15 protein-coding genes are annotated in these 22,054 nt (G+C 64.5%); 11 read left to right on the top strand and 4 right to left on the bottom strand.

Annotation, left to right across the window (positions count from 1 at the left end; genetic code table 11):
* Positions 1-27 precede the first annotated feature (27 nt).
* Positions 28-795, top strand: a complete 768-nt coding sequence (gene yaaA / locus ACFORG_RS02835) for a peroxide stress protein YaaA (RefSeq protein ID WP_386733858.1) — start codon at positions 28-30, stop codon at positions 793-795.
* Here yaaA and ACFORG_RS02830 read toward each other — a convergent pair.
* Entirely contained in the window at positions 754-2,982 is a 2,229-nt protein-coding gene (locus ACFORG_RS02830; protein WP_386733857.1) for a response regulator, read from the bottom strand. The genes yaaA and ACFORG_RS02830 overlap by 42 nt on opposite strands.
* 137 nt (positions 2,983-3,119) lie before the next feature.
* On the opposite strand from ACFORG_RS02830, the gene ACFORG_RS02825 reads away from it, so the two are divergent.
* The 4 genes from ACFORG_RS02825 to ACFORG_RS02810 all read left to right on the top strand — a co-directional run bounded on the left by ACFORG_RS02825 (position 3,120) and on the right by ACFORG_RS02810 (position 13,144).
* Complete coding sequence (locus ACFORG_RS02825; RefSeq protein WP_386733856.1) at positions 3,120-8,537, top strand: alpha-2-macroglobulin family protein; 5,418 nt, start codon at positions 3,120-3,122, stop codon at positions 8,535-8,537.
* Positions 8,534-9,106, top strand: coding sequence for a putative glycolipid-binding domain-containing protein (locus ACFORG_RS02820; protein ID WP_386733855.1), 573 nt, complete (start codon positions 8,534-8,536; stop codon positions 9,104-9,106). Before ACFORG_RS02825 ends, ACFORG_RS02820 begins: the two co-directional genes overlap by 4 nt.
* Positions 9,087-11,132, top strand: a complete 2,046-nt coding sequence (gene pbpC, locus ACFORG_RS02815; RefSeq protein WP_386733854.1) for a penicillin-binding protein 1C — start codon at positions 9,087-9,089, stop codon at positions 11,130-11,132. Before ACFORG_RS02820 ends, pbpC begins: the two co-directional genes overlap by 20 nt.
* A 260-nt stretch (positions 11,133-11,392) precedes the next feature.
* Entirely contained in the window at positions 11,393-13,144 is a 1,752-nt protein-coding gene (locus tag ACFORG_RS02810; RefSeq protein ID WP_386733853.1) for a sugar phosphorylase, read from the top strand.
* On the opposite strand, the gene ACFORG_RS02805 is transcribed toward ACFORG_RS02810, so the two are convergent.
* Together ACFORG_RS02805 and ACFORG_RS02800 are read right to left on the bottom strand one after the other, a co-directional pair.
* Positions 13,122-14,357 (bottom strand): glycosyl transferase, encoded by a 1,236-nt coding sequence (locus ACFORG_RS02805; protein WP_386733852.1) that lies wholly within the window; start codon positions 14,355-14,357, stop codon positions 13,122-13,124. The genes ACFORG_RS02810 and ACFORG_RS02805 overlap by 23 nt on opposite strands.
* Before the next feature lie 12 nt (positions 14,358-14,369).
* On the bottom strand, positions 14,370-15,143 hold the full coding sequence (locus ACFORG_RS02800; protein WP_386733851.1) for an HAD-IIB family hydrolase: 774 nt from the start codon (positions 15,141-15,143) through the stop codon (positions 14,370-14,372).
* Between the two features lie 193 nt (positions 15,144-15,336).
* Between ACFORG_RS02800 and gcvT the strand changes: the two genes are divergently transcribed.
* The 6 genes from gcvT (at position 15,337) to ACFORG_RS02770 (ending at position 21,555) form a co-directional block, all read left to right on the top strand.
* Positions 15,337-16,431: a glycine cleavage system aminomethyltransferase GcvT gene (gene gcvT / locus ACFORG_RS02795; protein WP_386733850.1), complete on the top strand. Its 1,095-nt coding sequence runs from the start codon at positions 15,337-15,339 to the stop codon at positions 16,429-16,431.
* Positions 16,432-16,493: 62 nt separating this feature from the next.
* A complete protein-coding gene (locus ACFORG_RS02790; RefSeq protein WP_386733849.1) occupies positions 16,494-17,183 on the top strand; it encodes a transglycosylase SLT domain-containing protein in 690 nt (229 codons plus the stop codon).
* Positions 17,184-17,193: 10 nt separating this feature from the next.
* The gene (gene flhA / locus ACFORG_RS02785) at positions 17,194-19,281 is read left to right on the top strand and encodes a flagellar biosynthesis protein FlhA (protein WP_386733848.1); all 2,088 of its coding nucleotides are present in this window, start codon (positions 17,194-17,196) and stop codon (positions 19,279-19,281) included.
* On the top strand, positions 19,278-20,045 hold the full coding sequence (locus ACFORG_RS02780; protein WP_386733847.1) for a flagellar biosynthetic protein FliR: 768 nt from the start codon (positions 19,278-19,280) through the stop codon (positions 20,043-20,045). Before flhA ends, ACFORG_RS02780 begins: the two co-directional genes overlap by 4 nt.
* Positions 20,042-21,127, top strand: coding sequence for a flagellar type III secretion system protein FlhB (gene flhB / locus ACFORG_RS02775; RefSeq protein WP_386733846.1), 1,086 nt, complete (start codon positions 20,042-20,044; stop codon positions 21,125-21,127). Before ACFORG_RS02780 ends, flhB begins: the two co-directional genes overlap by 4 nt.
* Positions 21,127-21,555 carry a hypothetical protein gene (locus ACFORG_RS02770; RefSeq protein ID WP_386733845.1) on the top strand — a complete coding sequence of 143 codons (429 nt, stop codon included), beginning with the start codon at positions 21,127-21,129 and terminating at the stop codon, positions 21,553-21,555. The genes flhB and ACFORG_RS02770 overlap by 1 nt, the downstream gene beginning before the upstream one ends.
* On the opposite strand, the gene ACFORG_RS02765 is transcribed toward ACFORG_RS02770, so the two are convergent.
* Positions 21,552-22,046, bottom strand: coding sequence for a flagellar basal body-associated FliL family protein (locus ACFORG_RS02765; protein WP_386733844.1), 495 nt, complete (start codon positions 22,044-22,046; stop codon positions 21,552-21,554). The genes ACFORG_RS02770 and ACFORG_RS02765 overlap by 4 nt on opposite strands.
* Positions 22,047-22,054 lie beyond the last annotated feature (8 nt).

The raw sequence follows: 22,054 nt of genomic DNA, 5'->3' as shown, positions 1-22,054 counted from the left end.
GCGTCCGGATCGAACAAGGGGGATTTCATGCTGACAGTGATCTCTCCGGCCAAGAGGCTGGACTGGGCGGAACGTGACATCGAAATGACGGAGCCCGTGTTTCAGCAGGATGCGATCCGGCTGGCCAAGAGTGCGCGAAACCTGACGCTCAAGGATCTGAAAGGGTTGATGGATCTCAGCGACGATCTCGCGCGCCTCAATCGAGACCGTTTCCGTGCCTTTTCGGAGGCGCCGATCCCCGATGAAATCCGTCCCGCTGCGCTGGCCTTCGCCGGCGATACCTACCAGGGCCTCGAAGCAGCCTCGCTGGACACAGCCGAAATCAATTGGGCCCAGGACCATCTACGTATTCTCTCTGGACTTTACGGCCTGCTTCGACCGCTTGACGGGATCCAGGCCTACCGGCTGGAGATGGGGAGCAAACTGAAGACCCGTCGCGGGGCAAACCTCTATAAGTATTGGGGCGATCGTCTGTCGAAGACGCTGAATGCGCAGGCCGAGGCGCTGGGCACCGACACGTTGGTCAATTGTGCAAGTCAAGAATATTTCGGCGCCGTCGATCCTGCCTCTCTTCGACTGCGGGTCGTCACGCCCGTCTTCATGGAAGACAGGAACGGGACACCGAAAATCGTTAGTTTTTATGCGAAGAAGGCAAGGGGGGCGATGGCGCGTTTCATCGTTCAGCACCGCCTGACCGATGCCGAGGCCATCAAGGATTTCGACATGGGCGGTTATGCTTTCCAGCCTGAACTGTCAGAGCTCGACAAACCCGTCTTTCTCCGCGCCACCGACTGAAGCGGCGACGATCCGGGTGCCAAGCGGGCAAGCCTCGGCTATTTTTTCGCGTATCAATGATTTGCGTAACGGCTTGGTCAGGTAGTGATCCAGGCCAGCGGCAAGGATTCCTTCGGAATCGCCCGTCATTGCATGCGCCGTCAGAGCGACGATCGGAACGCGCTGGTCGGTACCGGCCTCAAGCCTGCGGATTTCGGCCGTAGCCTCCTTGCCGTCCATTCCGGGCATCGAAATGTCCATGAAAACGAGATGCGGTGCGAAGTCCTTGTAGATTTCCACCGCTTGTTTGCCGTCGCTCGCAAAGCGCAGGTCGATATCCAGATCCTTGACCATCTTCTTGAGTACCAACTGGTTGGTCCGATTGTCTTCGGCGGCCAGCACCCTCATTGGGCCAGAGGCCGCATCGGGCGCCTTCTGCTGTGGGGTTTGTGCAGTCTTTTGCGTAGGTTTCGCGTCAACCTTTCCCGCGACCGCGGCAAGCCGGGCAAACAACTCTGCCCGCGGCAACGGTTTTTGCAGGACGGCCGATACCTTGGTCCGGGCCGCATGAGACTGGGCCGCGCCGGGGTTGGATGATAGCAAAATGAACGGCACGGTGTCCCATCCCTGCTGCGCCATCGCCTCGGCGAGTTGCAGTCCATCCATTCCGGGCATGTTGTGATCGCTCAGGATCAGGTCGACCCCATCGTTCATCAGGGAAAGGGCTTCCTCGCCCGAAGCGCAGCTTGTCACGCGTACACCCAACTGGCCAAGTTGCTTGCTCAACAATGCGCGGTTCACGGGCAGGTCGTCGACTACCAGAACGTGGTTCAGCTTCCCCGTGACGTCCGTACCGATCGGCTCCTGCCTGTCAGTCATCGGCAGCGAGACACGGAAACCGAAGCAGGAGCCTCTGCCCGGTTCGCTATCCACCCAAACGCTGCCTCCCATCATCTCGATCAGCCGACGGGTGATTGCCAGGCCTAAACCTGTGCCTTCAAACTGGCGATTACGGTCATCTTCGATCTGGTTGAACTCGCCAAAGATGTGGCCGATCTTTTCCGGCGCGATTCCGATCCCCGTATCCTCGATCGCCACGTGGATGGCGCATTGTCCGGTCGAACCATCGGGAACGCCGGTTACGCGGATCAAGACGTGCCCCTTTTGCGTGAACTTGACCGCATTGCCGACGAGGTTCGTCAGAACTTGCCGGATCCGTCCCGGATCGCCAATGAACCGCGTAGGCAGGAACAGGTCGTAATCCACGACCATTGACAGACTCTTGTCGCGCACCGTGGGCTGCATCAGCATCGTGACTTCGTGAATACAACGTTCAAGGTCAAAGGGCTCTGGATGCAGGTCAAGCTTGTCGGCCTCGATCTTGGAGTAGTCGAGAACGTCGTTGATGATGACCAACAGCGCCTCGCCTGAATTCCTTATCGTGTTGACGTAAAGGCGTTGTTCCTCGGTCAGAGTCGTGTCGGTCAGGAGTTCGGCCATACCGACGACGCCGTTCATCGGCGTTCGTATCTCATGGCTCATGTTCGCAAGAAAGGCTGATTTCGCCCGGTTTGCTGCCTCTGCCCGCGTCCGCGCCGCGCGCAACTCCGCCTCGTACCGGACGGTCGAGGTGATATCCAGTGCCAGACTCACCACGTCGCCACCATGTCCGCGTTGGTCGATCAGCTTGATGTACTGGTTGTTCCACATGCGAATGATCACAGGCTCCGGCGTGGGTGCCATCCAGCGTTCGGTCATCATCCGGCGCCATTCCGCAGGGTCGAGCGCCTCGGTGTTGATGATGCCCTCATCAGTCATGAGCTGGAGGATGCGCAGGTAGGAAATGCCCGGCGCCACTTCCTCCAACCCGTCGAAGGCCGTTAGATATGCCGTGTTGGCGCCGATCAGCTTGCTGTCGGCATCGAAAAAGGCAAACCCGTCCTGAATCGTCTGGATCGAATGCCACAGCCGCCGTTCGGCCACTTCGATCTTGGCGTTGGCGACCGTCAGGTCGGACTTCACGCGCTCATTCTCGGTTCGGACAGTTGCGACCTCGGCCTGTGTCTCGCCGATCTGACGGGTCAGCGCCAACGCATGACGCCCAAGTTTGCGATTTGCTGCCGAAAGCTCCGCCTGCTTCAATTCCAGCAAGCGTTCGGCCGCAAGCCGAGCACGCCTCTCCTCGGCCAGTTTGTTGACAAGGCTCATTCGGTCCGTCCCCGGGGTGGATGCGGGGGCAGCTTGGCGTGAAGCAGTGAAAAATCGGTTTAATCCGAAACGGGAATGGGAATCCTTGCCAGCTGCCCGACCCCATGCGACCCTTGATTGCAGAAAGGGAGGTCGCCATGCGCCGCTTTGCCATTCACCTGATATCGCTCGTTTTCTTTGCCGCGTCGCCGGTTGTTGCGCAGCAGGCCGTGCCAGAGTTCCGATATCTGGCAACGCGCGACATCGACTTCTACGGCTCTGATCTCGACGCATTGTTCGATACCATGCTCGAGGCGTGTACGCGTGCGTGTTCCGCCAATCCGCGCTGTGCGGCCTTCACATTCAACACACGCTCCGGCGCATGTTTTCCCAAAAGCGGCGTGAGTGATCAGACCGCGTATGCCGGAGCGCTATCGGCTGTGAAACTTAATGCGCCGGCGGGCATCGGGACTGCGGCCAATGCCCGTGCTGCGCGGCTTGGCTTCCTGCGCGATGGCGAATTGGCCGAGGCGGTGACGGTCGCCCGCGATATGGGCTTGCGGTATCCGGCCGGCGGGCTTGATCTGCAATCGGTTCTCGAAGCTGCCCGCGCTGCAAGCGACCCACGGACGGCCCTGCGATGGACTGCAACGGCAATCGCCCTCAGCGACCGCCCGGATCTTTGGTCCGAATACGCCCGCCAGTTGCTCGCCATCGCTGGCGACAGCCGTGGCACGGAACAGCGTGACTTGCGTCGGAACGCTGTGATTGCCGCGCTCAACGGATACCTGCGGGCCGAGATGCCGGACGCGCAGGCGAACGCCCTTTTGACACTCGCACACGCATTGGAGGACGTCGGGCGCGGCCGCGACTCTGTTTCGGCTCTGCGTCTGGCGGCCGAGCTGCAGCCGCGAGATGACATCCTTGCCGCCCTTGACCGCGCCATTGCCCAGTTCGGTTTCCGCATCACCGGCAGCCAGGTCGAAAGCGATGCCGCCAGCCCGCGCATTTGCGCGGAGTTTTCCGAACCATTGGTTCGCGCCGGTGTAGACTACGAACCTTTCGTTCAGCTTCCATCCGAGACACTGATCGTGCAGCCAGAGGAGAGACGGCTTTGCATCGACGGTGCCACGCATGGCAGCCGCTATCGACTCACTTTCCGCGAGGGCCTGCCAGCGGCATCGGGCGAGGTGCTGCACAAGGACGTCACGATCACGCACTACGTACGCGATCGCAGCCCGTCGGTCCGCTTTCCGGGCCGAAACTATGTTCTGCCAAAGGCCGCGAACGCCGCCTTGCCGGTCGAGACGGTGAACCTGACCGCGCTAGACCTCACCCTGCGCAGGGTCAGTGACCGGAACCTGCTGCGTGCAATGCAGGAAGGTTTCTTTGGGCGTCCACTCAGCTATTGGCAGGAAAGGCAGTTTGAAGGTGAGATTGCCGAAGAGGTCTGGACCGGAACCGCCGAGGTTACGCAGGACCTGAACCGCGAAATCACCACCCGTCTGCCGATGGGTGAGGCCATTGCCGACCAGCCCACCGGCATCTACGCGCTTACGGCCAGCGTTCCCGGCAGCGACCCTTATGACGATCCCGGTGCGACGCAGTGGTTCGTCTTGTCCGATCTCGGGTTGTCTTCGCTATCCGGCACGGACGGGCTCCATGTCTCTGTTCGTGGTCTGGCCGACGCGACCCCGCGCGAGGGTGTCGAGGTCCAGCTCGTCTCGCGCGCCAACGCCGTCTTGGGCAGTTCCATGACGGATGCAGACGGGTTTGCGACCTTCCCGCCAGGTCTTGTGCGGGGCTCGGGCGGTTCCGCGCCGGCCATGGTTCTTGCCAGCGCGGGGGATGACATGAATTTCCTGTCGCTGACCGACCCGGCCTTCGACCTTTCGGACAGAGGCGTCGAAGGGCGTGCGCCCGCCGGACCGGTGGATGTCTTCCTTTCCACGGATCGTGGAGCTTATCGCGCAGGCGAGACGATCAACCTCACCGTACTGGCGCGCAACGGAGAAAGCCGTGCAATATCCGACCTGCCGCTGACCGCGATCCTGACGCGGCCCGACGGGGTGGAATACCGACGCAAAACCTCGGCCGAGGGAAAGGCGGGCGGGCACGTCTTTGCCCTGCCGGTTGCGGCCTCCGTCCCGCGCGGGACCTGGCGCGTGGATATCAAGGCAGATCCCGACGGGCAGGTGCTGGCCAGCCAGACCCTTCTGATCGAGGATTTCCTTCCGGAGCGTATAGATTATGACCTTACCCTGCCCGACGCCCCCTTGCGTACGGGGGACAGCCCGCCCTTAACCATCGAGGCGCGATACCTCTTCGGCGCGCCGGGCGCGGACCTGACTGTCGAAGGCGAAGTGATCCTGCGAAATTCCGACACGGTCGAGGGGTTCGCCGATTACCGATTTGGCCGATATGATGCGGCGGTGGCCCCGCAAGCGACCCAGTTCGGTGGCCTGCGCACCGATGCGCAGGGTAGGGCAGCGGTCGCGATCGAGATCCCGCAAGCACCCGTTCAGGGCCAACCGTTGACGGCGGAAGTGATCGCTCGTGTCGCCGACGGATCTGCCCGCCCGGTGGAACGGCGCCTTTCGGTTCCCGTGCGTCCGAATTCGCCCGTGATCGGCATCCGGCCGCTTTTCGATGAGACGGTCACCGAAGGCAGCGAAGCGCGCTTCGAGCTCATTTCACTGTCGCCGGATCTGGCGCCAATTCCCATGCAGGTGCGATGGACCCTGAACCGTGTTGAAACGCGTTACCAATGGTATCAGCTTTACGGCAACTGGGAATGGGAACCGACCACGCGCCGCACCCGGATCGCGACCGGAGAGGCGGCGCTGGGCGACACGCCGCTACAGCTTGCTCAACCGGTGGAGTGGGGTCGTTACGAACTGGTGGTGGAGCGACTGGACGGATCCTATGTCGCCGCTGCAGTGGACTTCTACGCGGGCTGGTATCAAGCCGCCGATGCCGCTGCGACACCGGACCGTTTGGATCTCTCGCTGGACCGCGAGAGCTATGCCGTGGGGGACACGGCCCAACTGCGTATCGTCTCGCGTTACGCGGGGACGGCGCTGATCTCGGTCCTGTCTGACAAGGTCGTCGCTCGGCAGGCGGTTGAGGTCGCCGAAGGCCCGACCACCATACCGATCGACGTGACCGAGGATTGGGGCACGGGTGCCTATGTTTCCGCGGCTGTGATCCGCCCGATGGATGTTCCTGCCGGACAGTCCCCAGCACGTGCTCTGGGGTTGGCGCATGCTGCGGTCGCGCCCGGAGACAAGGCACTGGAGGTCACGATTGACGCGCCGGACATCACCGAGCCCCGCCAGACGCGTGAGATCCGAGTAAACGTGAACGGAGCCAAGCCGGGCGAAGAGGTCTGGATCACCCTCGCCGCCGTCGATCTTGGAATTCTCAACCTCACCGGTTTCGAGAGTCCCGACCCTCAGAGATACTATTTTGGGCAGCGTCGTCTGGGCGTCGAAATGCGGGATCTGTACGGTCGTCTGATCGATCCGATGAACGGTGCCTTGGGGATCGTCCGTTCGGGTGGTGATGCGGATGCGGGCCTGCGGATGCAGTCGCCGCCACCGACGCAAGATCTCATGGCGCAGTTTTCGGGGCCGGTACGTCTGGGTCCCGATGGCAGTGCGACGATTCCCGTGGATCTTCCCGATTTCAACGGAACCGTCCGACTGATGGCGATTGCCTGGTCCGATACAGGCGTTGGACAGGCCGAGGCGGAGATGCTCGTCCGTGACCCCGTCGTCGTCTCCGCCACGCTGCCGCGCTTCCTCGCCCCCGGAGACAGTACGCGCATACGGCTTGAGGTCACTCATGCAGACGGCCCGTCAGGGCGGATGACGCTGACGTTGAGCGAACCGGCGGGGCTGCAACTGGACGGCCAGCCGCGCAGTTTCACGCTGGCTGACGGTGCCAAGACCGTCTTCGACCTGCCCGTGTCTGCGCAAGACGTCGGCGACCCTGTGATCGAACTTACCCTGACCACGCCCGATGGTCGCGAGTTGTCACAGTCGCTGATTCTGCCCGTGCGGGCCAACGACCCCGAGATCGCTGCGACCCGCCGGTTTGCTTTGGGCGCGGGTGACAGTTTCCTGTTTTCGGGCGACGTTTTTGCAGGCATGCGCCGCGGGACGGCGCGGGCGATGCTTTCGGCCGGACCCCTGGCCAAGTTCGATGCACCGGGGCTGTTGGCGCGACTTGACCGATACCCTTACGGCTGTACTGAACAGGTCGCCTCCCAAGCCATGCCTTTGCTCTACCTGTCGAGCGTGGCAGAGGCGACCGGCCTAGGCACCGGGCCGGCGATCGACACACGCATCGATGCGGCCATTTCCCGTGTTCTGTCGCGGCAGGCCGGCAACGGCTCTTTCGGTCTGTGGCGGGCGGAAAGCGGTGATTTCTGGCTCGATGCCTATGTGGCCGATTTCCTGTCCCGCGCGCGGGCCGAGGGCCATGAAATTCCTGACCGGGCCTTCGCCATGGCCATGGATAATCTGCGCAACCGAATAAACTACGCCCCCGATTTTGACGATGGGGGTGAGGATATCGCCTATGCGCTGCTTGTTCTCGCGCGCGAGGGTGCGGCCTCGATGGGGGACCTGCGCTACTTCGCCGACGTGAAGGCGGAGGCATTCGGGACCGCCCTGGCGCAGGCACAACTTGGCGCGGCGCTTGCGGCATATGGCGATCAGACCCGCGCCGACGCGCTTTTTGCCCGCGCCGCTCGGCGGATTGCGGGGCAAGTGGATGGCACCCCGGTCTGGCGCGCCGACTATGGCACGCCGTTGCGCGATACGGCCGGTCTGCTGACCCTTGCTGCCGAGGCGGGGACAGACGTCATCGACCGCTCAGCGCTCGCAGATCGAATTTCCGCCGCGCCCGGCAGGCTTTCGACGCAGGAGGCGGCATGGTCCCTGCTGGCGGCCCATGCCCTGATCGACGATCCGGCAACATCTGGCCTGCTTGTGAACGGTGCGCAGGTGGACGGTCCATTCGTTCAGGTGTTGGAGGATGCCGCCGCAGAACCGCTGAACATCACGGCATCGGGCAGCGGCAGCACCGATATCACCCTGACCGTTCTGGGGGTGCCCGAGATTGCACCACCCGCGGGCGGCACCGGATACGAGATCACCCGCAGGTATTTCACGATGGAGGGCGAGCCAAAGACCCCTGACAGGTTCGCCGTCGGCGAGAGGATGGTCACGGTGCTGACGGTCTCGCCGTTCGAGGATCTGGGCGCGCGGCTGATGATCGACGATCCGCTGCCTGCTGGTCTGGAAATCGACAACCCGTCCCTGTTGCGCTCGGGCGATGTCCGTGCGCTCGACTGGCTTGACCTGGCCGAGGCACGCCACGCCGAGTTTCGGTCGGATCGCTTCCTTGCAGCAGTCGACCTGCAGGGGCCCGAGTCGATAACGCTTGGATATGTCGCACGCGCTGTGACGCCGGGCAAATTCCATCATCCGGCCGCATCGGTTGAGGACATGTATCGCCCGCGCTTCCGTGCCCGGACGGCCACCGGCAGGATCGAGGTGACCCCATGACCGGAAAGGTATTGGCCGAAGCGCGCTGGCGCCGCCTTGATGGGCCGGGCGAGGACAAGTGCCGTCTTATCGAGGAACCGGGTGGCTTCATGTTGACCGGGCATGCCCGTTTTGGCGTCGGCGGATCCGAAGCTGCGCTCGACTACATCGTTCGGTGCGACCGTGACTGGCGTACCACCAGCGCAGATGTAGCCGGGTTTTTCCATGAAGAAGAGGCCGCATGGCGGATAAAGCGGGATTCCGACGGCTGGATGCTGAACGAGAAACCGTCGGGATTGGCCGAGTGTGTCGATATCGATCTAGCCATGACGCCCGCGACCAACCTGTTGCCGATCCGACGCCTGTCCATCGCAAAGGGCTGCCGGGCCGAGGTTACAGCAGCATGGTTCCGCCCCGACGAAGGCGGAAGGCTCGACCCTTTGGTGCAGAGCTATTCCTGTCTGACCTCCGAGCATGTTCACTATGCATCCTTCGGGTTTCAGGCGGTTCTTCATATCCATCCCAGCGGTTTCGTCACCGAGTATGAAGGCCTGTGGGAGGGCGAAGTGAATGACCAGAGCGCGGGATAACAGGCTCGCGTTTCTTGCCGCTGCGCTGGCGCTCTCGCTCTTCGCGTTTGCCATCGCGCGGGATGCCGTTGATCGCTGGATCGCGGCGACCGAGTTGCCGGTTACTCTCAGCGATACCTCTACCGAAATCCGGGACCGAAACGGTGTTCTCTTGCGGGCCTTTCCGGTTGAGGATGGCCTGTGGCGGCTTGCACCGGGTGCAGTCGATCCGCGTTTCGTCGCCATGCTGATCCGGTACGAGGACAAGCGTTTCGAGCGGCATCGGGGCGTCGATCCCCGAGCCCTGTTGCGGGCGGCGGCGCAGGCATTGCGGCATGGTGAGGTTGTTTCGGGCGGATCCACCCTGACCATGCAGGTCGCCCGGCTCATCGAGGACGGCCCGACCGGGCGATGGGCGGGGAAGCTGCGCCAGATTCGCTTGGCGCTTGCGCTTGAACGGGGGGTGTCCAAGGATCGGATCCTTGAACTCTACCTGACCCACGCGCCTTATGGCGGCAACCTCGAAGGGATCCGCGCCGCCGCGCTTGCGTGGTTCGGCAAGGAACCAAGCCGTCTGACACCGGCGCAATCCGCCCTGTTGGTCGCCCTGCCGCAAGCGCCCGAGGCACGCCGACCCGACCGCCATCCAGACGCGGCCCGTGACGCGCGCAACCGGGTTCTGGACCGCATGTTGCGCCAAGGCGTTCTGTCCGCGGCCGAGGTTCATGCGGCAAAGCGAGACCCGATGCCAGTACAGCAACGTCCGTTTCCGCAACTCGCCGCTCACCTGTCCGACCGCTCGCGCGCCGCAGACCCCGGCGTGCGGGTGATCGATCTGACGCTCGACGCAGCGTTGCAGGCGCGGTTGGAGCCGTTGGTCGCAACGGCAGCGCGACAGGTCGGCCCCCGTGTCTCCTCGGCCTTGATCGTCGCAGATCATGCGACGGGCGAGATCCTGGCATCCGTCGGTTCTGCCGGGTATTCCGATGCGCGCCAGGGCTTCGTCGACATGACGCGGGCCCTTCGATCCCCCGGCTCGACACTGAAGCCGCTTGTCTATGGTTTGGCCTTCGACCGCGGCCTGGCCCATCCTGAAACACTGATCTCCGATACACCGGTCATTTTTGGCCGTTATGCGCCACGCAATTTCGACGGGCAGTTTCGAGGCGACCTGCGGGTGCGCGAGGCACTGCAACTGTCGCTCAATATCCCGGTGGTCAGACTGACAGAGGCGTTGGGTCCGGCCCGCGTCATGGTGGCTGTGATACGCGCAGGGGCGCGGCCCGAGTTGCAGGGTGCCCCGGGTCTGGCGCTCAGCCTTGGCGGCCTGGGGATTTCGCTGAACGACCTGACACAGCTTTATGCCGCGATGGCACAAGGCGGCCAGGGTGCGGTCCTGCATCACCGGGTATCGGACGACGGAGAACAGACCGCGCGGGTCATCTCGCGCAGCGCGGCATGGCATGTGGCAGACATCCTGCGGGGCGTTCCCCCGCCGGCAGGAGCGCCACGGGGTTTGGCGTACAAGACGGGCACGTCTTACGGGCATCGGGACGCATGGGCGTTTGGGTTCGACGGACGACACGTGATCGGGGTCTGGCTGGGGCGCGCGGACGGTACGCCCGTGCCCGGTGCGTTCGGCGGCGCACTGGCGGCACCCGTGCTGTTCGAGGCGTTCGGTCGGTTGAAACCCGCGTTTGAGCCTTTGCCTCCACCACCACCCGAAACGTTGATCGTCGGTGCTGCGGAGCTTCCGGCGCCGCTGCGACGGTTCAGGCCGCGGGAGGCGGTGTTCGAGGGTGGGGTCGATGCGTTTCGCCTGCTTTTTCCGCCGGACGGGGCGCGTATCGCGTCTGGCGGGGGGCCGATCACCGTCAAGATCGGTGGTGGGCAGGCGCCTTTTTCCTTGCTGGCCAATGGTGATCCGCTGGTGACGGGAGTGCATATGCGCGAGGTCGAGCTGCCCTATCCGGGCGCGGGCTTTACCCGCCTTGTCGTGCTTGATGCCGCGGGGAGGGGGGTGCGGGCAGAGATCCGCGTCGACTGAACGGATCGTTTTGACCGTTTTGTACGTCCTTCCAGGACCGGATTGACCCTTTTGTACAAGTGTCGCGCCCCGCGCCATTCACGTGACGTGACCGGCAAGGGCCGTTCGGGCGCTCAAACCCGTGCGGGTTTGCACAAAATTTACCTTTTCCTTTCAACCGTGCGGGTCGTGGCAAGCTCTGTCCGCGCAGGGTTGCGAGGTGCGGTTGACAGGCGCGCCGGGCTGTTCAAGCATCGCGCAATGACCCAAGGACCGAAGACGTGACCACGCTCAACCCCAGTTTCTCGCGGCGGCTGTCCGACCTGTTGGGCCATATCTATCCCGACCACGACGCCCAGCATCTGGCGGCGCAGATCATCGCGGCCTTCTGGCCGGAAGGAACGCACCGGCGCAAGCAGGGGCGGCGGCCCGGCAACAGGCTGTGGTCAGAAAAGGACAGCGTCCTTATCACCTATGGCAACTCGATCGAGGACAAGGTGCACAAGCCGCTGGACGTGCTGCACGATTTTCTGGCGCGGCATCTGCAGGGCGTGGTGAACGGGGTGCATATCCTGCCCTTCTTTCCCTACACGTCGGATGACGGGTTCGCGGTGACGGATTACTACACCGTCAACGGGCAGCTGGGCGACTGGGAGGATATCGGCCGGATCGCCGAGCGGTTCCACCTGATGTCGGACCTCGTGCTGAACCACGTGTCGAGCCAGGGGACGTGGTTCAACAACTACCTTCAGGGACGCGCGCCGCATGACCGCTTCTTTTTCGAGGCGCTGCCATCGGATGACCTGAGTGCGGTCGTCCGGCCACGGACCACGCCGCTGCTGCGCAAGGTCGAGACGAAATACGGCGAGCGGCATGTATGGTGCACGTTCAGCCATGACCAGGTGGACCTCGATTTCAGCAACCCCGAGGTTCTGCTGGAGATGCTGCGCATCATCCGGCTGCATATCGACAAGGGCGTGCGGATCCTGCGGCTGGATGCCGTGGCCTTTATCTGGAAGGAGGTCGGCACGACCTGCATCCACCTGCCGCAGACCCATGCCATCGTACAGCTGCTGCGGCTGCTGGCGGATTACACGACCGAGACCGTCGTTCTGCTGACCGAAACGAATGTGCCGCGGGCCGAAAACCTGAGCTATTTCGGCAACCGGAACGAGGCGCATGCCGTCTACAATTTTCCGCTGCCGCCGCTGATCCTGCATGCGATGCAGTCGGGCACGGCCGAGTACCTGCATCGCTGGCAATCGGCGATGCCGCCTGCACAGCTGGGCTGTGCCTATCTGAATTTCAGCGCCAGTCACGACGGGATCGGGATGCGCCCGGTCGAGGGGCTGTTGCCCGAGGGCGAGATCGCGAAGATGATCGAGACGGTGCGCGCGCAGGGCGGGCTGGTGTCGATGCGCGCGCTGCCCGGCGGCGGCGAGGCGCCTTACGAGATCAATTGCGGCTATTTCGAAGCGATGCGCGCGACCTTTGCCGGAGAGGACCAATTCCACCTGGCGCGGTTCATCTGCTCGCAGACCATCGTGATGTCGCTGGAGGGGATCCCGGCCTTTTACATCCATTCGATGCTGGCCACGCCGAACGATCACGAAGCGGTCAGCCGTCGCGGCATGAACCGGGCGATCAACAGGCATCACTGGTATTATCCGGACCTGCTGGCGCGGCTGGCCGATCCCGGGTCCGACCAGGCGCGGGTCCTGTCGGAAATGTCGCGGCGTCTGCGGCTGCGTGCGCGCCAGCCGGGGTTCCACCCCAACGCGACGCAATTCACCCTGCACCTGGATCATCGGCTGTTCGGTGTCTGGCGGCAGAGCCTGGACCGCAGCCAGTCGATTTTCGCGATTCACAACGTCTCGGCTGAGCCGGTGCGGATCAATCCGATGGATGTGAACCTGATCGATGGCGAAACATGGGTCGATGCCCTGACCGGCGAGGTGGTCGGGCGCGCGGGCGGGGAGATCGCCTTTGCGCCTTACCAGTGTCGGTGGATCACGAATTACCCGCAGGCGTGAATTCGTCCAGATCGGCGGCGACGGCCTCGACCATGTCCCCGAGGAATTGCGGATCGGCCGCGTGTACCCGGTTCCACGTAGGGATGAAGGGCGTTTCGTTCGGCTTGTCGAGAAAGATCTGGCCCGCGCGGATCAGGTTCTCGGCGAACAGTTCGATGGATTTCTCTTCCTTGTGGCGGTCGAGGCTGAGCCCGTTCATTCGCGCATCCGAGTAGTACCCTTCGAGCAGGTCCAGAGCCGAGCGGTAATAGGTGGCTTTGAGCGTGCGGAACGTGTTGGGCGTGAAGACCGTGCCATCGGCGGCAAGCTTGCGGAAGATCGCCTTGCAGATGTCGGTCGACATGCGGCTGAGGCCGCGGCTGGCATCCTCGGGCGAGAGATCCTGATGCTTGTGGTCGTAATTGTCTGCGATTTCGACCTGGCAGACCGATTTCGGCGCGAGGTTGCGCCACGCCTCGGACAGCACGCCGATTTCAAGCCCCCAGTCGGACGGGATACGGAGATCGGCGAGCACCGGTGTGCGCATGGCGAATTCGCCCGAGAGCGGGTAGCGGAAGCTGCGCAGGTAATCGATGTAGTCGCGGTCGCCGATCACCTTTTTCAGCGCGATCAGCAGTGGGCTGACCAGCAGGCGCGTGACGCGGCCGTTGAGCTTGTCGGGGCCGACGCGGGGGTAGAAGCCCTTGGCCATCTGGTAGGGGAAGGACGGGTTGACCACCGGGTAGACCAGCCGGTCGAGCATCTCGCGCCGGTAGGTGAGGATGTCGCAATCGTGGATCGCCATGATCGAGGAATCGGCGCGCGCGAGCATGTAGCCGATGCAGGACCAGACGTTCTTGCCCTTGCCCGGCTCCACCGGGCCGAGGCCCAGATCGGCAAGGCGCGATTGCAGGGCCGTCAGGCGCGGGCTGTCGTTCCAGACCACCACGTGATCCTGCGGCAGGCGAGAGAAGAACGCGCGGGCATGGCGGTATTGCGCCTCGTCGGCCTGGTCGAGTCCGATGATGATGCGGTGGAGGTAGGAGACCTTGGACAGCTCGTCGAGGATGCCGGGCAGCGCGGGGCCTTCGAGTTCGGAATAGAGGCTGGGCAGGATCAGCGTGATCTTGCGGGTCTCGGCCATCACCGCGATCTCGTGCGTGAGGTGTTCGGGCCGGCGGCACCGCAGGTTGTGCAAGGTGGTGATGTTACCGTTCTGCTGAAAATCGGCCATGGCGCCTCGTCCTTAATGTCGTGAAATCTCGTCTACCAGGCGGGTGATCGCGTCGGACCAGCCCGCGGGGCCGGAACGCGTCGTCCTGTGGATGGTTCCCTGTGCCTCGCCCGGCAAGGGGGGTATGGGCGGGGCATCGGGGTTGCGGATGATGACGCCGCGATCGGCGGCCTCGATCATCTCGACATCGTTGGGCGCATCGCCAAGCGCGATGGTGCGGGCCGGGCGCAGGCGGGCGGTGACCTCGGCCATGGCGTCGGCCTTGGTTCGCCCGAAGGACAGCGTGAGGAACCGCCCGCCACGGCGCGCGTGGATGCCTTGTCGCGCGATAGCGTTCAGAAAGGCGTCGAGATCGGCCTCGCTGCCCGTCCAGAGCCCCGGTTCGCTGAACTGACGATTGGCGGCGCGTGTGGCGGCCTCGACCGGCAGGCCGGTGTGCCGGGAAATCTGTTCCGCGGTCATGTCGCCGAAACCGGTGAACTCCCTTGGCGCATCGTGCAGCACGGCGCGCAGGCGGTCATACTGGTCCCGGTCGTTTCCGGCGGCATCGCCGGGCCAGAGAATACCCGCACCGTTTTCCACGATGGCGGGCCAGTCGGAGGCGCCCATTGCGGCCCTGAGCGGGGCAATCTCGGCCGCGGTCTTGCTGCTTGCCAGCACGAGGCCCGCGCCCATCTGCCTGAGCGCATCGAGACCGGGCCGGGCCGCGTCCCAGCTGTAATCGCGGTGATCGAGAAGCGTCCCGTCGAGATCGGAAAAGACCAGAAGTGAAAGGGGCGGGACCATCGCAGCCAGACCTTGCATCGCGCGTAACCGGATTGCGCCAGTTTTGGCCAGCGCGAAAGCCGAAACAAGGTCTCTGCGGCCATTTGCGCGCAGGACCGTCGCAGCAGTTGGCCCGGAAAAACGGTTTGAACGTGGTGGATTCCACTATAGGAAACAAGGCGACCGCGAAACACCTTTTGGAAAGGCCCTGATCATGAGCGACCTCAAACGCACCCCCCTGCATGACCTGCATGTCGAACTTGGCGGCAAGATGGTGGGCTTTGCGGGGTGGGAGATGCCGGTGCAATACCCGGCGGGGATCATGGCCGAGCACAAGCAATGCCGCGAAAAGGCCGCGCTGTTCGACGTGTCGCACATGGGGCAGGTCGTGCTACAAGGCGACGGCGCCGCCGAAGGGATGGAGCGGCTGTGCCCGCAGGCCTTTACCACGCTCAAGGAGGGCAAGGCGCGCTATTCCTTTTTCACCGACGAGACGGGCGGGATCCTCGATGACCTGATCTTGTCGAACGCGGGGGATCACCTCTATGTCGTGGTCAACGCGGCGCTGCGGGACCAGGACATCCCGCACATGCGCGCGAGCCTGAAGGGCGTCGAGGTGATCGAACTGACGGATCAGGCGCTGATCGCCCTGCAGGGACCGGCGGCCGAGGCGGTTCTGGCAGAGCTGTGTCCGGCGGTGCGCGAGCTGAATTTCATGGAGACGATGGTGGCCGAGACCGGCGGCGTCACCTGCCGCGTATCGCGGCTGGGCTATACCGGGGAAGATGGATTCGAGATTTCGGTTCCGGCGAACGAGGCCGAGGGGCTGGCGCGGCGCTTGCTGGCGCATGACGACTGCGCGCCTGCCGGGCTGGGTGCGCGCGATTCGCTGCGGCTGGAGGCGGGGCTGTGCCTTTATGGTAACGACATCGACCGCACGACCTCTCCCATCGAGGCGGGGCTGACCTGGGCAATCCAGAAACGTCGCCGCGAAGAGGGCGGCTATCCGGGGGCCGAACGGATCGGGCGTGAACTGGCCGAGGGTCCGGCGCGGCGCCTGGTAGGCATCAAGCCCGAAGGCCGTGCCCCGGCGCGACAGGGTGTCGAGATCCGCGTTGGCGATGCGCCGGTCGGCACGATCACCTCGGGCGGGTTCGGGCCGACGGTGGGCGCACCGGTCGCCATGGGATACGTGGCGGCGGAGCATGCCGAACCGGGCACCAAGCTGGACCTGATGATCCGGGGCAAGGTCAACCCGGCCGAGGTCGTGGCGCTGCCTTTCGTCACGCAGAACTACAAGCGCGGCTAACCTCCTGTAAACCTGCGCGCCGCTAGCGTGCCCGGGAGCGAACGATTCCGGGGAGCGGCAGAATGCCAGCGACACGTCTCCTCCCGCCTGTGTGGCGGGGTCTTGTCCTGTGGGTGATGGGCTGCGCCCTTGCGGGTCCGCTGGCCGCGGCGGTGGAACCACGCGTCGCGCAGCGCTGCGACCGGGCGGCGCGCGTGGCGGCCGAGCGTCATGGCGTGCCGCTGGATGTTATGATGGCCATCACGCGGGTCGAGACCGGGCGCAGCAAGGGCGGCGAGTTGATGCCCTGGCCCTGGACGGTCAATCACGATGGCGAGGGGCATTGGTTCGCAAGCAGGGACGCGGCGCAGGCCTTTGTCTTTCGCATCTTCAAGGGCGGCGCGCGCAGTTTCGATGTCGGCTGTTTCCAGATCAACTATCGCTGGCATTCCGAGGGGTTCCGTTCGATCGACGCGATGTTCGACCCCGATGCGAATGCCGATTACGCCGCGCGGTTCCTGGCGCGGCTGCATGGGGAACTGGGGTCGTGGAGTGCGGCGGCGGGGGCGTATCATTCGCGCACCGAATCCTATGCGCGGATCTACCGGGCCAAGTTCGACCGGGTGCGCGCCGATGTCGGCACGTCGCGACCCGCCCCGGCCCGATCCGCGCCCGCACCTTTGACCGTCGCGCGTGAGCCCGTGGCGGATGCGCCGCGACTGGGTTCGCTGGTGCCGGTCTCGGGTGCGGTTACGCCCTTCATCCGGTTCTAAGGGCGTGGGAATGCCGAAAATCGACGCCCGGGCGCTGTTCTCTCCGACCGTTCTGCTGGCACTGGCGCTGATGGCGATCATCGTCATGATGATCCTGCCGATGCCCGCCTGGGTGCTGGATATCGGACTGGCGGCCTCTTTCGCGCTCGCCATCCTGATCTTTACCCTGACGCTGTTCATCGAGCGGCCGCTGGATTTCTCGGCCTTCCCGACGATCCTGTTGGCCTCGCTGATGCTGCGGCTGTCGCTCAACGTCTCTTCGACCAAGCTGATCATCGGGCAGGGGCATACCGGGCCCAATGCCGCCGGGGACGTGATCGAAGGGTTCGCGCAATTCGTGATGGGCGGCTCGATCTTTCTGGGGCTGGTGGTCTTTGGCGTGTTGCTGATCGTGAATTTCATGGTCATCACCAAGGGCGCGGCCCGGATGGCCGAAGTGGGCGCGCGCTTTGCGCTGGACGGGATGCCGGGCAAGCAGTTGGCCATCGACAGCGACATGTCCGCCGGGGCCATCGACCACCAGGAGGCCCGCGAACGACGGGAACGCGAACAGCAGGAGACGACCTTTTTCGGATCGCTCGACGGGGCCTCGAAATTCGTCAAGGGCGACGCAGTTGCGGGGTTGCTGATCACGCTGCTGAACCTCGTGATGGGCCTGGTGATGGGCGTTATCGTGCACGGAATGCCAATGGGCGCCGCGTTCGAGACCTATGCGATCCTGACGGTGGGCGACGGGCTGGTCAGCCAGATCCCCGCCGTCATCATCTCGATCGCGTCGGCGCTGCTGCTGGCGCGGGGCGGTACGACCGGGGCCACGGATGATGCGCTCTTCTCGCAACTGGGGCGGCACCCGGCGGCTCTGGCAACGGTTGCAGGGCTGATGGCGCTGTTTGCGCTGGTGCCGGGCCTGCCCTTTCTGCCCTTCATCCTCGGCGGCGGGGTGCTGGGCGGCGCGGCCTGGGTGATGCACCGCAAGCAGAAGGAGGAGGCCGAGCGGCGGATCGAGCCCGAGCAGGACCAGTCCGCCCCCCCGAAACAGGCCATAGGCGACATTCTCGACCTCGATGACGTGCACCTTGAATTCGCGCCAGATCTTGTCGGCATGGCGCTGGATCCCGGAACGGGGCTGGACGCGCGGATCGCGAACATGCGGACGCATGTCGCCTCGGCCTATGGACTGATCCTGCCCGAGATCCGGCTGACCGACAGCGCCGAGCTGCCAAGCGGAACCTATGTCATCAAGGTGCATGGCGTGGAGCAGGTGCGCGGTGTGCTGCATCCCGACCTCGTGCTTGCCCTCATGACCGACGCGCCCGACCTTCTGCCCGAGGGCACCGACGTGACGGAGCCTGTCTATGGCGCGCCGGCCCGCTGGATCCTGCCCAGGGACCAGGAGACCGCCGCGCTGTCGGGGGCGACCATCGTTTCGCCGCCTGAAATCCTGGCCACGCACCTGCTGGAGGTGATCAAGCAGAACTTCTCGCGCCTGTTGACGCTGAAATCGCTGCGGCGCCTGTTGAGCGAGATGACGCGGTTGAGCGACCCGGTCCGCGCCGAGGCCAATCGCAAGCTGCTGGACGAACTGATCCCCGACAAGGTGCCGATCGACACGCTGCACGCGGTTCTGCGGCTGCTGCTGGACGAACGGGTGTCGATCCGCAACATGCCGCTGATCCTTGAGACGATTGCCGAGGCGCGGCTGTTCACCACCCAGCCGGAATCGATCTGCGAGCAGGTGCGGCAGCGGTTGGGCTTCCAGCTCGTCGCCGACCTCAAGCGCGAGGACGGAACCATTCCTCTCGTGCAGCTTGCCCCCGAGTGGGAAGACACCTTTGCCGCCTACCAGATCGAGGGTGCGCCGGGCGGGTTGGACGTGGCCCTGCCGCCGGACCTGTTCAACCGGTTGGCGGACGGTGTGGCGCAGCGGCTGAGCCAATCGGCCGAACAGGGGCTTAACCCGGCGATGGTCACCTCCACGCGGCGCAGGCGATTCCTGCGCACCATCCTGCGGGCGCGGGGGATCGCGAACCCGGTCCTGTCCTTCGAGGAAATCGGGTTGGAGGCGCGCCCCTCTCTGGTCGGGGTCGTCGCCGCATGATCGAGGTGCCGCCCGCGCTGATCGCGCTGGCCACGCAGGAGCTGTGGCAGATGCTGGGCGTGTTCCTTCGGGTGTCGGCGGTGGTGTCCCTGATGCCCGCCTTTGGTGAGCGCAGCATCCCGGTTCGGGTCAAACTGGCAATCGCCATCGTCTTTGCGCTGATCGTGGCCCCCGCGGTGGGAGAGATGCCATTACCGGCCAGCCCGCTTGGCTTTGCTGCCTTTGCCATTCCCGAGATCCTCGTGGGTCTTGCGCTGGGCGTTGCGATCCGGCTGTTCGTTCTGGCGCTGCAGACCGCGGGATCGATCGCGGCGCAGGCAACCTCCTTGTCGCAGTTCCTGGGCGGCGCGGGAGAGCCTTTGCCCGCTATGGGAATGCTGCTGGCGCTGGCGGGGACGACACTGGCGCTCATCCTCGGGCTGCATGTCCGGGCGGCGGCGTTCCTGATCCATTCCTACACGCTGTTCCCCGCCGGTGATCTGCCTGTGCCGTCCGATATGGCGCGTTGGGGCGTGGCGCAGGTCGCGCGGAGCTTCGGGCTGGCCTTTACGCTTGCGACGCCCTTCGTGATCGCCTCGCTGCTCTACAACCTCGCACTGGGCGTCATCAACCGTGCCATGCCGCAACTGATGGTCGCCTTTGTCGGGGCTCCGGCGATCACCATGGCCGGGCTGTTCCTTCTGTTCATCTGTACGCCGGTGATCCTGCCTGTCTGGGTCGATGCGATGTTCGCCTTTCTGGCCGATCCCGCGGGCGCGCCATGAGCGGGCAGGACGACGATACCGAGAAGTCATTCGAGCCGACGCCACAGAAGCTGCAAAAGGCGCGCGACAAGGGAGAGGTCGCGAAATCGGCGGATCTGTCCGTGGTTGCAGCTTATGCCGGGCTGCTTCTGGCGCTGCTCACCATCGGGGCCGGCACGATCGAGACATTGGGCACCACGTTGATGGTGTTGATCGACCAGGCCGACACGTTGGGGCCGCTTTTCGTCGAGGGGCGCGCGGCCGGACCGGTGGGCGGTCTTCTGGGGCGGAGCATGGCGGCTGTCCTGCCGCTCTTCGCGATCCCGCTGGTCATGGTGGTTCTATCGGTCCTTGCCCAGCGTGCGTTCGTCTTTGCGCCCAGCAAGCTTCAGCCCAAGGTGAACCGGATCTCTCTTGTGTCGAACGCCAAGAACAAGTTCGGGCGTGCGGGGCTGTTCGAATTCGCCAAGAGCTTCGTCAAGCTGGTGATCTACTCGATCTGTCTCGGCGCGTTTCTCTGGGCGAACCTGTCGGAGATCGTGTCGGCCAGCGCTGCCCATCCCGAGCTGTCGGTCGTTCTGATGATGTCGCTGCTGGTGCGGTTCATGTTCCTCGTGATCGCCGTGGCGCTGGTGATCGGCGGGGTCGATTACCTGTGGCAATACGGTGAGCACATGCGCAAGAACCGCATGTCCCGCAAGGAGATACAGGACGAGACCAAGGAGGCCGAGGGCGATCCGCACATGAAGCAGGAACGCCGCCAGCGCGGGCAGGAGATCGCGATGAACCAGATGCTGGCGGACGTGCCGGGTGCCGATGTGGTGATCGTCAACCCGACGCATTTCGCGGTGGCCCTGAAGTGGTCGCGGGCCAAGGGGGCTGCCCCGGTCTGCGTCGCCAAGGGTGTCGACGAGATCGCGGCAGCTATCCGGACCCGTGCGCAGGAGGCCGGCGTGCCGCTGCATTCCGACCCGCCCACGGCGCGGGCGCTTCATGCCACGGTCGAGATCGGGCAGGAGATTGCAGAGGAGCATTTCCGCCCGGTCGCCGCCGCGATCCGCTTTGCCGAGGCGATGCGCAAGCGGGCCAAGGGGGCGGTGTAATGCGCAAGCCGCCGTTCGAGGACATGTCGCGGATCTGCGAGGCGGCCTACTTGGCCGAGCATGAAAGGATCCGTACCGTTCTTGAGGCTGAAGCGCGCGCCCGTGCAAACCTTGCCAAGCTCGACCGCCAGGCGGCCGAAACGCGTGCCGCGCAGGATCTGGCCGAAGGATACCGCGCGCTGGGTGCCGATCTGGTGTGGGACGGCTGGGAGGCGCGAACCCGCGCGGCCCTGACGACCGAACTGGCGCGCGCGCGGGCGCAACGGCTGGTGGCGATGGACGGGCTGCGCGCGGCCTTCGGGCGCAGGGAGGCGGTGGCGGCGCTACAGCGCGAGGATGCCATCAAACGCAAAACCGCCCGCGACAAGGCACGGGCGGAGCGGTTGTTGCAGGATCTTGCGATCGCGCCGGCAGATGATCGGCGCTAGCCGTCCTGTCGGGCGATATCGACGATCAGAACCTCGCGGACGCCATCGCCAAGGTCACGATGCGCGGCCTCGAGCAACGCGGTGCGCAGCGTCTCCAGGTTGCCCGGCCGGGTAAAGGCTCCTTCGAACCCGCCCATGTTGGCATGGTCGAAAAGCACCTCGAGGAAGGTGGCGCGCAGCTTGGGTTCGATCTCGTAGAAGTCTTCGCCGAGGCCTGGCTCTGTCTCGAGGCTGAGGCCCAGGGTCACCATGCCCGAGATCCGGTCATGTTTCACCAAGGGTACCACGAAATGCTTGCTGAGCTTGATGTACTCCGACGCTCCGCTGTCCTTTTCGGTCTTGGCGGGCTTCTTGGAGTGTTCGCTCTGTGCGGCTGGAGGTTCCTCCTCGTCAGATGCGGTCTTGGCCGGCGCGGGGCCGAGCACGAGCCCCGCGGCGACGCCGCCCGCTAGACCCAGCAGCAGGAACAGTATGGGTAGGAGTTTCTTCATTCCGGGCC

It is taken from the genome of Lutimaribacter marinistellae (assembly GCF_042648365.1).
Lineage (GTDB): Bacteria > Pseudomonadota > Alphaproteobacteria > Rhodobacterales > Rhodobacteraceae > Lutimaribacter_A > Lutimaribacter_A marinistellae.
Note: the sequence above shows the minus strand (reverse complement) of the source record. Positions and strands in the feature narration are given on the sequence as shown.